The organism is Bifidobacterium aerophilum (assembly GCF_010667685.1).
Classification (GTDB): Bacteria; Actinomycetota; Actinomycetes; order Actinomycetales; family Bifidobacteriaceae; genus Bifidobacterium; species Bifidobacterium aerophilum.
In genome coordinates this window covers 79,164-93,353 of record NZ_WHZW01000005.1, presented here as the reverse complement: position 1 = coordinate 93,353, position 14,190 = coordinate 79,164, and the positions used below count along the sequence as shown (strand labels likewise).

At 64.2% G+C, this 14,190-nt stretch carries 9 protein-coding genes; 7 read left to right on the top strand and 2 right to left on the bottom strand.

Features of this window, described 5'->3' with window-relative positions:
* Positions 1-99: 99 nt before the first annotated feature.
* From GFD25_RS03130 to GFD25_RS03110, 5 genes are all read left to right on the top strand, one after another.
* On the top strand, positions 100-1,713 hold the full coding sequence (locus tag GFD25_RS03130) for an extracellular solute-binding protein (protein WP_163229895.1): 1,614 nt from the start codon (positions 100-102) through the stop codon (positions 1,711-1,713).
* A gap of 164 nt (positions 1,714-1,877) precedes the next feature.
* Positions 1,878-2,873, top strand: coding sequence for a LacI family DNA-binding transcriptional regulator (locus GFD25_RS03125; protein WP_163229893.1), 996 nt, complete (start codon positions 1,878-1,880; stop codon positions 2,871-2,873).
* Between the two features lie 262 nt (positions 2,874-3,135).
* A complete protein-coding gene (locus GFD25_RS03120) occupies positions 3,136-4,071 on the top strand; it encodes an ABC transporter permease (RefSeq protein WP_239512377.1) in 936 nt (311 codons plus the stop codon).
* Positions 4,072-4,104: 33 nt separating this feature from the next.
* Positions 4,105-5,046 carry a carbohydrate ABC transporter permease gene (locus GFD25_RS03115; RefSeq protein WP_163229889.1) on the top strand — a complete coding sequence of 314 codons (942 nt, stop codon included), beginning with the start codon at positions 4,105-4,107 and terminating at the stop codon, positions 5,044-5,046.
* A gap of 62 nt (positions 5,047-5,108) precedes the next feature.
* On the top strand, positions 5,109-7,301 hold the full coding sequence (locus tag GFD25_RS03110) for a glycoside hydrolase family 127 protein (RefSeq protein ID WP_163229887.1): 2,193 nt from the start codon (positions 5,109-5,111) through the stop codon (positions 7,299-7,301).
* Between the two features lie 179 nt (positions 7,302-7,480).
* Here the strand turns inward: GFD25_RS03110 and GFD25_RS03105 are convergent, their stop codons facing one another.
* Positions 7,481-8,629: an ROK family transcriptional regulator gene (locus tag GFD25_RS03105; RefSeq protein WP_420837542.1), complete on the bottom strand. Its 1,149-nt coding sequence runs from the start codon at positions 8,627-8,629 to the stop codon at positions 7,481-7,483.
* A gap of 324 nt (positions 8,630-8,953) precedes the next feature.
* Here GFD25_RS03105 and nagB point away from each other — a divergent pair, with 324 nt between their 5' ends.
* Together nagB and nagA are read left to right on the top strand one after the other, a co-directional pair.
* Positions 8,954-9,766, top strand: a complete 813-nt coding sequence (gene nagB / locus GFD25_RS03100; RefSeq protein WP_163229883.1) for a glucosamine-6-phosphate deaminase — start codon at positions 8,954-8,956, stop codon at positions 9,764-9,766.
* Positions 9,767-9,824: 58 nt separating this feature from the next.
* Positions 9,825-11,081, top strand: coding sequence for an N-acetylglucosamine-6-phosphate deacetylase (gene nagA / locus GFD25_RS03095; protein ID WP_163229881.1), 1,257 nt, complete (start codon positions 9,825-9,827; stop codon positions 11,079-11,081).
* A gap of 120 nt (positions 11,082-11,201) precedes the next feature.
* On the opposite strand, the gene GFD25_RS03090 is transcribed toward nagA, so the two are convergent.
* Positions 11,202-14,087 carry a transglutaminase domain-containing protein gene (locus tag GFD25_RS03090; protein WP_163229879.1) on the bottom strand — a complete coding sequence of 962 codons (2,886 nt, stop codon included), beginning with the start codon at positions 14,085-14,087 and terminating at the stop codon, positions 11,202-11,204.
* Positions 14,088-14,190: the final 103 nt, after the last annotated feature.

Here is a 14,190-nt window from a genome sequence, read left to right as displayed (position 1 = left end):
TACGCCCTTAACGAAGACGTTTTCTCACTGATCCATCAAAACCATCATCGGAACGGTTCGCTCAACGCCACGGTTCCGACTCAAGGAGAAAGTGAAGCAATGAAGCCGATAACCAAGATGATCGCGGCGACCGCCGCGACGGTGATGTCGCTGTCCGCGCTGGCCGCATGCGGCAGTTCGTCCAGCGGATCGCAGACCCGCGTCAACGCCGACGGCAAGCCGGTCGTGAAGATCAGCGTCGTCCACGACGTATCCAACAGCCCGAAGATGGACGAGATGTCGTGGACCAAGGAGCTCGAAGCGGCCTGCGACTGCGACATCGAGTGGACCGATCTGGACACCAACCAGTGGCAGCAGCAGCGTCCGGGCATGCTGACCTCCGGCAACATCCCCGACGTGGCCATCTGCGCGATGGATCTGGCCTCCACGCTGCAGTTCGGCAATCTGTTCGAGGATCTCAAACCCCACATCGACAAGCAGCTGCCCAACGTCAAGAAGTTCTTCGAAACCTATCCGAACGCCGAGAAGGTGGTCACTCAGGACGGCCACATCTACGGCCTGCCCAGCGCCAAGGACAGCACCAACCTGAATTCCGCCATCCGACTCATGATCAACAAGAAATGGCTCGACAAGCTGGGCCTCAAGGAACCGACCACGTGGGACGAGCTCGAAACCGTGCTCAAGGCGTTCAAGACGCAGGACCCGAACGGCAACGGCAAGGCCGATGAGGTGCCGTTCAGCTTCGCGCCGCTCGTCACCACCACCATCGGCAGCAACTTCATCTTCGGCATGATGGGGTCCACCGGCATCACCACGCAGCTCGTGAAGAACACCGCCGGCGTCAACGGCTATTACGTCAAGGACGGCAAGGTCGGCAACTTCCTCGTCTCCGACGAATACAAGAGCCTGGTGACGATGCTGAACCGCTTCGTCGACGAGGGGCTGCTGCCCAAGAACACCCTGACGCAGGACGTGAACAAGTACAACGCCGACATCCAGGCCGATCCGGAAACCGTCGGCGTGCAGGTCGGCTTCAACGAACTGACCTCCTTCGGCCAGAACAACATGTACGACTATGTTTCGCTGCCGCCGCTCAAAGCGACCGCGTCCAGCGAGCCGAGCTGGGATTACAACGCCGACGAGTTCATGATCGTCAACGGCCGCCTGTCCGTGGCCAAGGAGGCCCCGAACAAGGACGCCATCTGGAAGATCGTCAACGCGCTGTACAGCGAGAAGATCTCCGTCGAACAGTACGTCGGCTCCATCCCCGAGTTCACCACCGACAAGGGCAATCACCACTACGAGAAGACCCAGGTCAACGCCGAGACCCAGCCGAAGCTGGAAGCCATCTACGGCTACTTCGCCGGTTGGATTCCCCCGGAGGTCACGCTGACCTCCAAGGACGCCACCTCGCGCGAGCAGGACGACTATGTCCTCAAGGATGTCGAGACCGCGTACGGCGACATCTACAAGACCCTCGCAGAGTCCGACGACTACATGCCCTCGTACGTCCAGCCCAGCACCGACCAGTCGACGCAGCTGGCCAACATCAACACCGCCGTCACGAACTACGCGCTGTCGCAGTTCTCGAAGTGGGTCGTCAACGGCGGCATCGATGGGGAGTGGGACGCCTATGTTCAGAAGCTGAACAACTCCGGCCTCGAGCAGGGCATCCAGACCTGGCAGAAGCTCTACGACGAGAACGTCAAGTAGGCGGACGCCGATGGAGACAAACGGCATATAGGCAATACCGAGACATGACGTCCCCGAGTTCGTCGCTGTTCGTTTATGATAAACGTAATAAGAAAACGTTTTTGTAGACAATTGGTGCGATCGGGGGCGTCATGGCCGGTGGTAAGGACATGGGGAGCACAGGCATGCTGGGAAGGGCATCCCTTACCGACGTGGCTCGGGCGGCCGGGGTGTCGGTGGGCGCGGCGTCCAAGGCGCTGCGCGGCAAACCGGGCGTGAGCGAGGCGACGCGCAAGAAGGTCAACGAGATCGCGGAGCGTCTGAACTACGAACCGAACCCGATCGCGCAGACGCTGGTATCCGGCAAGTCCGGGTCGATCGGCATGTTCGCGGCCGACCAAGGCTCGTTTTCCAGCCCGATCATGGCGGGTGTGCAGAACGAGTTGAGCGCCAACGGCGTGACCGTGCTGCTGTCGAACGCCTTCGGTGACGTGAGGCTGGAACGCCAGTGCATCGACGCGCTGCTCGCGCGCAACGTCGACGGACTGCTCATCGTGAACCACAACACGAACATCAGGCCGCCGCTGCACGAGGAGGTCCCGGTGCCGGTCGTGTACGCGTACGCCGCGTCGTCCGACGAGCGCGACTGTTCGATCACGGTCGACAACGTAGAGGCGGGGCGCATGGCTGTGCGGCACATGGCCGAGATCGGGCGTGACCGGATCGCGATCGTGTGCGGCGAGGCCAGCTCGAAGGCCGCCATCGACCGCCTGCAAGGCGCGATGGAGATGATGGACGAACTCGGCCTGACGCCGGTGAACATTCCGCGTTTCGGCACATGGATGGCCGAATGGTCGCGGCAGGAGATCCTGCGGCTGATCGACGCGGGCACCGCGTTCGATGCGGTGATCTGCCAAAGCGACGTGCTGGCGATGGGAGCGCTTGACGTGCTGCATACGCACGGCATCAGCGTGCCGCAGGACGTGGCGCTGATGGGACATGACGACTGGGGGCCGATCGTGCTCAACACCAACCCTCCGCTGACGAGCATGTCCAACGCGTTGGATGAGATCGGCCGGCTGGCGGCGCGCCGTCTGATGGATGCGATGGACGGCAAGCCCTCGCATGGCGTGGAATACGCGTCGTGCGCGTTGATGCGCCGCGCCTCGACGGACTGCTGAACCTCGTTCTTTCCTGATGCGCCGACCCGCGTGAAGCGGGCCGGCGTTTTTGTATGTCGACGTCAGATACGGCGTTCGGTGCCGTGGCATGATCCGGCCGGAAGTGAATTGACATTCTGGCGAGTCGGCTCTATCCTCATGACATAGAGAAAACGTTTTCGGTAACGAAAATACTTAAGTTTCATCTATCTTCTTCATTTCAACGAAAACCATTTCTCAATATCACACAATCAAAGCGGAGGATGCGATGTCGCAATCAACGATGATTCAGACCACCGGAGGTACGGATCAGGCAAAACCGTCCGTCGGCGCACGGCTGGTCCGTCATTTCCAAAAATACTGGCAGTTGTGGCTGCTGGTCGCGCCCACGCTCGGCTTCGTGGGATTGTTCGCCTACGTGCCGATGTGGGGACTGCAGCTGGCGTTCCGCGACTTCACGCCGGGCGCGGGGCTGACCGGCGGCAAGCTCGTCGGCCTGAAGTACTTCCACCAGTACTTCACCTCGCCGATGTTCGTCGAAACGATCGTCAACACCGTGCGCGTCAGCCTCGGCACACTCGTGCTCGGCTTCATTTTCCCGATCATCCTGGCCCTGCTCATCAACCAGATCGGATCGAAGACGGTCAAGGGATTCGTGCAGACGCTCACCTACATGCCGCACTTCATCTCCATCGTGGTCGTCGTTTCCCTGATCAACATCTTCCTTGCTCCCGACAGCGGTCTGATCGGGCGATTCCTCGGCCAATCGAGCGTGATGGACAACCCGAACCTGTTCGCCCCGATCTACTGGATTTCGGAAGTCTGGCAGCACTGCGGATGGAACGCCATCATCTACCTGGCCGCACTGAGCTCCGTGGACCTGTCGCTGTACGAGGCCGCCAAAATGGACGGCGCCGGCCGACTCCAGCTCATCCGGTACGTCGACCTGCCCACCATCATGCCGACCTGCGTGATCCTGCTCATCATGAACATGGGTTCGGTGCTCTCCGTCGGCTTCGAGAAAGTGTTCCTCATGCAGAACACCATGAACCTGCCGGCGTCCGAAGTCATCTCGACCTACACGTACAAGCTGGGTCTGCTCGGATACCAGTACTCCTACGGCACTGCCATCGGCCTGTTCAACACGCTCGTCAACTTCGCGTTCCTGCTGCTCGCCAACTTCATCGCGAGCCGCGCATCCGAAACCAGCATCTTCTAACCATCCGCAATTTCCAGAAACGAGTTCGCCATCATGAGCAACGCATACGCATCGGTCGCAACCAAAGCGCCCGAAATCCCTTGGAACAAGCACGTCAGCCAGAAGAAAGGCTTCGGCGACCGGGTGACCGACATCGTCATCTGGGCGGTCATCGCCCTGACCTGCTTCGTCGTGATCTACCCGCTGTGGTTCGTCATCATCGCCAGCGTGTCCGATCAGGCGAAGGTCGCGGCCGGAGACGTCACCCTCATCCCTCTCGGACTGAACTTCGCCGGATACCGGAAGGTGTTCGCCAACGGCGACATCTGGCAGGGCTACTGGAACACCATCGTGTACGCGGTGCTCGGCACCGCGCTGAACCTCGTGGTCACGCTGCCCGGTGCGTTCGCGCTGTCCCGGCGCGAGTTCAAGCCGCGTCGCGTGCTGCTGTTCCTGCTCACCTTCACCATGTACTTCGCGGGCGGCATGATCCCGAACTACCTGCTGTACAAGGATCTCGGCCTGCTCGACTCGATGTGGGTGTTCATCCTGCCGACCGCCGTGTCGGTGTGGAACCTGATCATCGCCCGTTCGTTCTTCGAGACATCGATCCCCGAGGATCTGCATGACGCCGCACAGATCGACAGCCTGAGCTACATCGGATACTTCGTGAAAATCGTGCTGCCGCTGTCGAGCGCGATCATCGCCGTGATCGGCCTGTACTACTTCGTCGGCCATTGGAACGACTACTTCACCGGTCTGATCTACGTCACCTCGTCCGACAAGCAGCCGTTGCAGGTGGTATTGCAGAACATCCTGCTCGCCAACAAGGCCAACGTGTTCGAGAATGCCCGCAACGCCATCGAAAACCAGCGCATCGCCGAGCAGATCAAATACGGCGTGATCATCGTCTCCACCCTGCCGCTGCTCGTCATCTACCCCTTCCTGCAGAAGTACTTCAACAAGGGCGTGATGATCGGAGCGGTCAAAGGCTGACGCATCACACACCTCTTCAGTTATCCATTCTGATCCCAACAACATTCAAGGAGTCATCGCACATGTCCATCCAAACCAACCCGCACGCCGTCGCATCCGCCGCGCGGCACAGCAAGCCGCTCGCACTGCGCAGCGTCACCGTCACCGACGCGTTCTGGCACGCCGAGCAGGAGCTCGTGCGCACCGCCGTCATCCCGTTCCAGTGGAACGCGCTCAACGACAACGTCCCCGGCGCCGCGCCCAGCTACTGCATGCACAACTTCAAGGCCGCCGCCGCGCAGAACGCGCGCAGGAACGGAAACGACGACCGCAAGGCGTACCCGCCGGAGTTCTCCTACCGAGGCTTTGCCGTGCTCCCGAAAGACGGTGAAGCGCCCGATCCGGACAAGTTCTACGGCTTCGTGTTCCAGGACACGGACTTCTCGAAGTGGATCGAGGCGGTCGGCTACAGCCTCACCCAGCACCCGGACGCCGAGCTTGAGGCCACGGCGGACAAGGCGATCGACATCGTGTGCGCGGCGCAGCTCGACAACGGCTATCTCGACACCTATTACATCCTCAACGGCATGGACCGCGCGTTCCACAACCTGCGTTGGCACCACGAGCTGTACTGCCTCGGCCACCTCATCGAAGGCGCGATCGCGTACTACGAGGGCACCGGCAAGGACAAGCTGCTCAAGGCGGCATGCCGGTTTGCGGACTACACCGCCGAGTATTTCGGACCGAAAGCCGACCAGTGCAAAGGCTATCCGGGTCACGAAATCGCGGAGATGGCGCTGGCGCGTCTGGCCGACCTGACCGGCGAGAAGAAGTATCTCGACCTCGCCAGGTTCTTCATCGACGAGCGCGGCACCGAGCCGAACTACTTCTTGGCGGAGGACAAGCGCGACAAAGACACCGGCTACACCGACGCCAACTGGGATTTTGATCCGTCCTACGCGCAGGCGCACAAGCCGGTGCGCGAGCAGAAGGAGGCGGTCGGCCACGCGGTGCGCGCCGGCTACCTGTATTCCGGCATGGCGGCCGTGGCGAAACTGTCCGACGATGATTCGCTGGTCGAGGCGTGTGAGACGCTGTGGCGCAACATCGTGGACAAGAAACTGTATGTGACCGGCGGCATCGGCGGCACCAATAACGGCGAGGCGTTCTCGTACGACTACGATCTGCCGAACGACGCGGCCTATTCCGAGTCGTGCGCGGCGATCTCGCTCGCGTTCTTCGCGCGCCGCATGCTTGAGATCGCGCCGAAGGCCGAATACGCGGACGTGATGGAGCAGGCGTTGTACAACACGACGCTGGCCGGCATGGCGCTGGATGGCAAGAGCTTCTTCTATGTGAACCCGCTTGAAGTCAATCCGTACGCAAACCATCGTGACAAGCGTCTCGGCCACGTCAAAACCGTGCGTCAGAAGTGGTTCGGCTGCGCGTGCTGCCCGCCGAACATCGCGCGCATCGTCGAGTCGGTGCAGGAGTATGCATACACGGTGGGCAATGACGGTTCGACGTTGTACACGCACCTGTATATGGGTGGTGTGGCGAAAGCGGTGCTTGGTGGCGCCGCGGTCGAACTGACGACGAACGCGAACCTGCCATGGCAGGGCGATGGCAAGGTCGTCGTGAAGCTGGGGGAGGCGACGACGTTCACGTTGGCGTTCCGTCTGCCGGGTTGGGCCGGTTCCGTGGATGCGGCGGCGGGTGCGATCTCGGCGTCCGGCGAGGCCGACGGCCGTGTCGTGCGTTCGGTGCGTGACGGCTACGTGTACTTCGCCGGCCAGTGGCATGACGGCGACGAGGTCGTGTTCAATTTCCCGATGCCGGTGCGCATGATGAAGGCGAATCCGATGGTGCGCGAGGACGCTGGCCGCGTCGCGTTCGTGCGCGGCCCGATCACGTTCTGCGCCGAGGAGCGGGACAACGGCGCGAACCTGCATCTGCTGCACGCGGACGTGGCGGCGATCCTGGCCGACCCGGACTCGGTCAAGGTCGTGCCGTTCGAGTTCCACGCGGGCGCGGCCGGCATCGATGCGGACGGTCAGGGCGAGGTCGATGACGTGGAGCGTGACATGGTGCGCCTTGAGGTGCCCGCATGGCGCGAGCCGGTGCCGGCCGGCACGGACGCGGAGTCGCCCGCGTTCGCGCCGCTGTACGCCGAGTACCGGCCCGTCCGCCGCGAGCCGGTGACCGCGACCCTCATCCCGTACTTCGCGTGGGCCAACCGCGGCGAGAACGAGATGACCGTCTTCCTGCACGATTGATTCCCGCGCACGGTCGGCCGTAACTCAACAGGAACCGCGTCCCATTGTTGAGCTACGGCCTCTTTTTGCCTGCGAAACGGCCGTAACTCAACGGGAGGGGTTTGCTGGTGTTGGGTTACGGCCTGTGGATATATGGGCGGATGGGAATGAGTGGAGCCGGAGCGGGCGAGAAAGTCGACTCACCATTCCTCGATGTAGTGGCGTACCACGGACACGGCGCTGCCGCGCAGCGTGATGTCCGCGCCGCACTGGCACCGGCGGATCACGCTGCGCGCGTGGAACGTCGACGCGGTGAGACGGTCCAGCTGCTGCTGCGCGGCGTCGAGCAGCGTGTTGTTGATGATGTCGGCCGGGCCGTACACGCAGATGTCGGTGATGTCGAGCATGCCGACCGGCATCGCCAGCGCCGTCGCCAGGTATTCGCCGGCCTGCCGGATGATCCCCATGCGCTCCGACGGCGGCACCTGCCGCATCCGTTCGCGCAGCGCAGTGGCCGAAATCAGACGCTCCATGCAGCCGCGCTTGCCGCACGGGCATTCGGGGCCGTTGTCCGGGTCGATCGAGATGTGGCCGATCTCGCCGCCGGCATGATGCTCGCCGACCACCGGCACGTCGTCGATAAGCGTGGCGGAACCGATGCCGTGGTCGTTCTTGACGAACAGCAGGTTCGGTCCGGCCTGTCCGAAGAACCGTTCGGTCAGCATCGCGCAGGTCACGTCGTTGGTGATCGATACGGGGATGCCGAAACGGCGTTCCAGCGTGGCCTTCAGATCGACGTCGTGCCATCCGAGCGCCGTCGAGGCGCGGATCACGCCGTTGTCGATCACGCCCGGCGCGCAGATGCCGATGCCCACGATGCGGTTGACGTCAAGGTCCGAGCGCAACTCGTCCACGAACTGGACGATGGTGTCCACACCGATGCGGATGTCCGGTCCCAGCGCGATCTCCATGCGCTGCTGGGGCAGTCCGAGCAGATCGGTCACCGCGCCCTGCACCAGATTGTCCTGCGACAGATCGATGCTGATGATCCTCAGCCGGCTCGTGTCGATGCTCAGCAGCGTGCCGCGCTTGCCCTTGCCGGTGGTCGTGGTTTCGAAGCCGTTCTCGCGGATCAGGCCTTCGTCGAGCATGTCGTTGACCACGTCGGAGACGGCCACACGCGACAGCCCGGTGCGGCGGCCGAGTTCGGCGCGCGAGCACTGGCCGGTCGGAAACAGCAGGCTGAAGATGAGGGAGCGGTTCTTGCGGCGCACGTCGGACGGACTCGCCTTGGATATCTTTCCTGGCGTGTGCAACGGGAACGATCCCGTATAGGCTTGTTCGTCCATGGTCATGCCGCCTTTCCTGGCTAGTGGTGTTCGGTCCGAATCAACATCATACGGAAGGACAACATCGGCGTAATCCTAACAACTGTCTTTTCATTATAGCGGTTAATATATGGTAAACAACTGGAAAAACGCCGAAAGATGGCGGTTTTCTCTTTATGTAAGTACACTTAACAATTAGGGATGCGCCCAAGGTGCCGCGCGATGTGGTGCGAGGGCCGTACGGCGTGTCCTCATAGTGAGCAAACAACCAAACGGAACCTGCCGCGCCGCAGCGGGACCCAACGGGGCCGACCGCGCGACATGGGCAACGGGAAAGGATGACCAATGACGGAAGTCATCATCGTCAAGAACGAGGACGAAGCCGGCGAGATCTACGCGAACTGCGTCGCCGGACTGATCAAGCGCAAGCCGAACGCGGTGCTGGGCCTGGCCACCGGTTCCAGCCCGCTGGCCGCCTACAAGGCCCTGGCCGCCAAGGTCAAGGCCGAGCACATCGACGTGAGCCAGGTCCGTGGCTTCGCGCTCGACGAGTACCTGGGCCTGCCGCTGAGCCACCCGGAGTCCTACCACTCCACCATCCACCGCACGGTCGTCGAGCCCCTCGGCCTCGACCCGGCCAAGGTCCACGTGCCGGGCGACGTGCTGAACGGCGCCCCGCTCGAGGATGGCGACAAGATCGCCGCCGCCGGCCCGGCCTACGACGCTGCGATCGAGGCCGCGGGCGGCATCGACGTGCAGATCCTCGGCATCGGCACCGACGGCCACATCGGCTTCAACGAGCCCGGCTCGTCGCTCGCCTCCGGCACGCGCGTCAAGACCCTCGCCGAGCAGACCCGCATCGACAACGCGCGCTTCTTCGACAACGACATCAACCAGGTGCCGACCCACTGCATCACGCAGGGCATCGGCACGGTCCTGAAGGCCCGCCACCTCGTGCTGCTCGCGTTCGGCGCCGGCAAGGCCGAGGCCATCGAGGAGACCATCGAGGGTGGCGTCTCCGCATTCTGCCCGGCCTCCGCGCTGCAGCTGCACCCGCACGCGACCGTCATCATCGACGAGGAGGCCGCGTCTCGTCTGCGTCACAAGGACTACTACCGCTACGCGATCGAGCACAAGCCGGCCTGGCAGGGCATCTGATCCATTCCGCGAGCTCCCCGCAACCGGGGAGCTCGTTTCGTCAAGGAGGAAACGCGATATGACGCAAACACGAGAACGGACCGTGGAACAGGTGACGGCAGCGCTCGCCGGCGAGCCGCAGGCGGTCGCCATCCACCATGCGCGCAAGGTGGACGCGCGCGGCGTGCAGGACCACTTCTGGGTGGTCTGCGCCAACGGCACGATCTTCGCCACCGGCACCGGCGAGGAGGAGTTCGAATCCGCATGCCGTTCGGTCGGCATCGACCCGGCCGACGACAATGCGATCATCGACGCGCAGGGCCGCATCCTCACCCCGGGATACGTCGACATCCACGCGCACGGCGCATGGGAGCATTCGTTCGACGACGGTCCGGAGGGCATCGACATCGCCCGCGCCGGACACGCCGTGCACGGCACGACCCGTCAGGTGCTGTCGCTGATCACCAATCCGGTCGACGTGATCTGCCGTAACCTGAAGAACGTGCGGGCCAAGATGGACGAGCGTCCGGACATCCTCGGCGCGCATCTCGAAGGCCCGTTCCTCGCGCTGGCCCGCAAGGGCGCCCACGATCCCGAATGCCTCAAGGATCCGGTGCCCGAACTCGTGGACGAGCTGCTCGAAGCCGCCGACGGATGCATCCGTCAGATCACCATCGCGCCCGAACTGCCGCACGGCATCAGCGCCATCAAGCAGTTCGCCGCCGCCGGCGTCGTGCCCGCGGTCGGCCATTGCGACGCCGACTACGAGACCGCCAAGCGCGGCTTCGATGCGGGTGCGGGCATCATGACCCACATGTTCAACGCGATGAACGGCCTGCACCACCGCAAGCCCGGCCCGATCCCGGCGGCGGTGGAGGATCCGCGCGTCGTCATCGAGCTCATCAACGACGGCTTCCATGTGCAGAACCCGATGGTCGAGCTCGGTTTCGGCTTCGCCCCGCACCGCATCGCGTTCGTCACCGACGCGATGGCCGCCACCGACTGCCCCGACGGCGCGTACAAGTTGGGCGCGCTCGACGTGAACGTGGTCGACGGTCACGCCCGCCTCGTCTCCAACGGCGCCATCGCCGGCTCCACGCTGCTGCTGGAAGTCGCCGTGCAGCGTGCGGTCAACGAGCTCGGCATCGCCGCGCCGGCCGCCGTCGAAGCGGCGACGCTCACCCCGGCCAAGGCGTTCGGCTTCGACCGGCCGAACCCGGTCACCGGCGCGCCGCTCGGTCTGGTCGCCCCCGGCTACGCCGCCGACCTGCTGCTCACCGACCCGACCACTTGGCAGGTCGGCGAGGTGTGGTGCGCCGGACGCAAGCTCAAGTAGCGAGCGTCGACGCAGTCCGTGTCGGAAACCAACCGATCCGGACGGCGTCAAGCCGGATGACACGGACAGGGCCTGTTGCGATGCCAAACGTCGCAACAGGCCCATCGTCGTCTTGACGCGCTATTTGGCCGCGAGGCGGAAGGCGAGGTCGACGGATCCCACGTTGTAGCCGGTGGAGGCATAGGTGCCGATGATACGGTTCGCTTCCTTATGGGTCACGAGAATCATCGGCAGCTTGTCCGGATCCACGTACATTCCGCGCGTCAGCCGCTCATAGGTCGTTTCGTCGCAGCGCCATACGGCAGGGGAGCCGTCGCCGAGTCCGTCGAACATCGAGCGCAGCGTGGCGCTCAGCGGCGCGTCGGCCGGGCATGCGGCGAACACGACCGGAATATCGGCCGACACCTCTCCGACAGGGCCGGTGTCGTGCGTATCGCGATGCGGACGCGCGATCAGCTCGTCGAGTACATGGATGCTCGGCTCCGAACCGTGCGCGTCGAGAATCGCGACGATCGCGCGATCGGGCAGCAGCTGCGACAGGCGCCACGTCTCGTCCGGACCTTCGTGACCATCCGTCCCGATCCCGTTCCCATCATCATGCGTCGTCCCATGGAACGTCACATCATCGACGGCGATATGTTCCAGCAGCTCATCCTCGCTCGGCGTGCGCATGGCAAGCGTCACCGTCCGCTCATCGCCGGTCTCCAGCCGGAACGTCGTCTCGTTGGTCTGCTGGCCGCCGTTCGGCAACCGCACCGTGGTGATCAGCCGGTACAGTCCGGCCTCGACCGTCAACGTCATGCGGTTGCCGTTCCACGGTCGCTCCCATAGGTCAAGCGACGTGAAATCGGTGCCGTGCGCGCCGTCGGTCAGCCGGCCGAGACTCCAATCGGTACCGTATGCGGGAAGTTCGCGAGCGGGGGCGACGACGGTGAGCGTCGCCATCCGCCCGGCCGACGCGGCGCCATCGTCGTCCGTATGCGTTGCCGGCAGATGATGGAACGCGTCGCCTTGGAAATACTCGGGTTCGCCGGTCTGCGGATCGAACCGGGCCGGCACGCCCAATGCGCGGCACACGGTCACGAACGCGGCGTCCAACGAACGCGGCGTGCCGATGCCGGCCGTCAGCAAGCCGGTGGGGGAGATCGGCACCGGCGTCTCGTCCCCGGACCGTGCGGCATCGATATGATCGAGCAGATACCGGCGGACCAGTTGCGGCTGGGCGCGCAGCGTATCCGCATCGGCCGCAAGCATGGATTGCAGCCGCGCACGGTCGCCGGCCAGCGGCTCATGGCCGACGCGCGGATTGAGCACGTAACGCGCGTACGTATCGTACCGGTCGGCTTGCGCGACGTCGGACAGCACGGTGTCCAACGTGATGTCGCGCACCGCCGCGGCGGAACGCACGGCGTCGTCCAACGCGACGGCCGACACGTCGCACAGGTCCTTGACACTCAGCGCCGACAGCACCGCGAGACGGTCACGGTCGGCGACGACGGGGTCGGCATGGCCTGTCTCGGTGTCGGCATTATCGCCGTCAAGCAGGAAACCGGCGATGACGGGCGCGTTTGCGCCGGCGGCGGTCAGCAGGGAAGGAATGACATCGGCGGCATCGGGCGATACCTTTTGGTACCGGTCCGCGATCGCACTGCGGGTCGTGTCGTCGACGAGTCCGGCGAATCCGGCCACGCGCGCGGTGCGCATCGCCTCGGCCCGGGCGCGGCGCGCGACCGTGCGCCGCTGCTGCTCGTCGGTCAACGGCAGGCTGTGCGGCGTGCCGCTCGGGGGAGCGACGAGGTCGATGGATGTCCATGACGGAACGCCGGGCGTGGGGGACGGCAGGATCTCTCCGCTCGCTTCACCCGGTCGAGATGACACGGCGGGGACGACGACGTTGCCGGTGACAGGCAATGTGACGGCGACGGCATCGGTGCCGGCGGTGTCGACGATGACGTCGGAGAACACGTCATCGCGGCTGACATGCACGCGGATGCTGCCTTTGCCGAGCGTCATGCGGGCCATGCCTCGCCCGTCGGTGACCGCGGTCGCGATCGGATAGTATTCGGCCATGTTCAACAGCTCGAACGCCACATTCGCATCGGCGACAGGCCGTCCGTCGCCGTCCGTCACGGTCACCGCAAGGTCGGTCGTCGGCGCATAATCCGCGGTCAGGTTGCACAACAGCATCGAACCGTCGCCGCCGGCGCTCGCTGACGCGTCGACGTTCCCTTCGGAAAAATCGCAGAACACGCGCGCATGCACGAGCATCGCACGCGTCGACGCCTTGTCGAACCATCCGCGGTCCGGAACCTCCTCCGGCTCGCAGGCGCCGAGGAACCGCCAACGGCCGTCCACATACGCCTCCACCCACGCGTGATTGTCGTCGCAGTGCGCCCAGCGCGGCGTGTACACCTGCCGGGCCGGAATGCCGATCGCGCGCAACGCGGTGACCAGCAGCGTCGACTCCTCGCCGCAGCGGCCCAGGCCGAGGTTCAACGCTCCGAGCGCGTTGAGCGTACGGTCATCGGACGGATGATAGGTGACGTGCTCGGCGCACCAGTAGTTCGTCTCGAGCATCGCCTGAGTGGCGTCGAGACCGCGCACGCGATCCGCCAGCTCTCGGTAGCACGTCGGCCGGCAGTCGGCCAGCGCCTCGTTGTTGATGCGCGGCCAGAACACGTAATGGACGAACAGGTCGACCGGCAGATCGCGCGTCCACGGCATCGTGCGCCGCAGCATCAGCGCATGGTCGGCGAACGACAGCAGTACGGACGGTTCGACGTCGATCACGTCATCGGCCGGCAGCGTGCCATACGCCAGCCGCATCAGGGTCAGCCGGTCTCCGTCAAGCGCGGCGAGCACGCGCGTGACGGCGGGCAGCCGTTCAAGCAGCGCGGCGCGTGAGGCGAGACGGCGGTCGGCATAGGCGCGCAGCGCGTCGTCGAGCAGGTCGGATTTGGATTCATCGGCGAACATGATGCCATCATGGGCGGGGGATTGGGTCATAACCTTTCATCATACGAGGGGCACGCCGCCATGTCGCGGCGACGGGCCGTGCCGCTCATGGACGAATGGCACGGGGATCTCGAACACCCCCTATGATGGTGGT

What these genes read in the sequence shown, in the direction of transcription:
- GFD25_RS03125 (WP_163229893.1), top strand. Translation starts at nt 1,878, where the DNA reads ATGCTGGGAAGGGCATCCCTTACCGACGTGGCTCGGGCGGCCGGGGTG.
- GFD25_RS03110 (WP_163229887.1), top strand. Translation starts at nt 5,109, where the DNA reads ATGTCCATCCAAACCAACCCGCACGCCGTCGCATCCGCCGCGCGGCAC.
- GFD25_RS03115 (WP_163229889.1), top strand. Translation starts at nt 4,105, where the DNA reads ATGAGCAACGCATACGCATCGGTCGCAACCAAAGCGCCCGAAATCCCT.
- GFD25_RS03090 (WP_163229879.1), bottom strand. Translation starts at nt 14,087, where the DNA reads ATGACCCAATCCCCCGCCCATGATGGCATCATGTTCGCCGATGAATCC.
- GFD25_RS03120 (WP_239512377.1), top strand. Translation starts at nt 3,136, where the DNA reads ATGATTCAGACCACCGGAGGTACGGATCAGGCAAAACCGTCCGTCGGC.
- nagA (WP_163229881.1), top strand. Translation starts at nt 9,825, where the DNA reads ATGACGCAAACACGAGAACGGACCGTGGAACAGGTGACGGCAGCGCTC.
- GFD25_RS03105 (WP_420837542.1), bottom strand. Translation starts at nt 8,629, where the DNA reads ATGGACGAACAAGCCTATACGGGATCGTTCCCGTTGCACACGCCAGGA.
- nagB (WP_163229883.1), top strand. Translation starts at nt 8,954, where the DNA reads ATGACGGAAGTCATCATCGTCAAGAACGAGGACGAAGCCGGCGAGATC.
- GFD25_RS03130 (WP_163229895.1), top strand. Translation starts at nt 100, where the DNA reads ATGAAGCCGATAACCAAGATGATCGCGGCGACCGCCGCGACGGTGATG.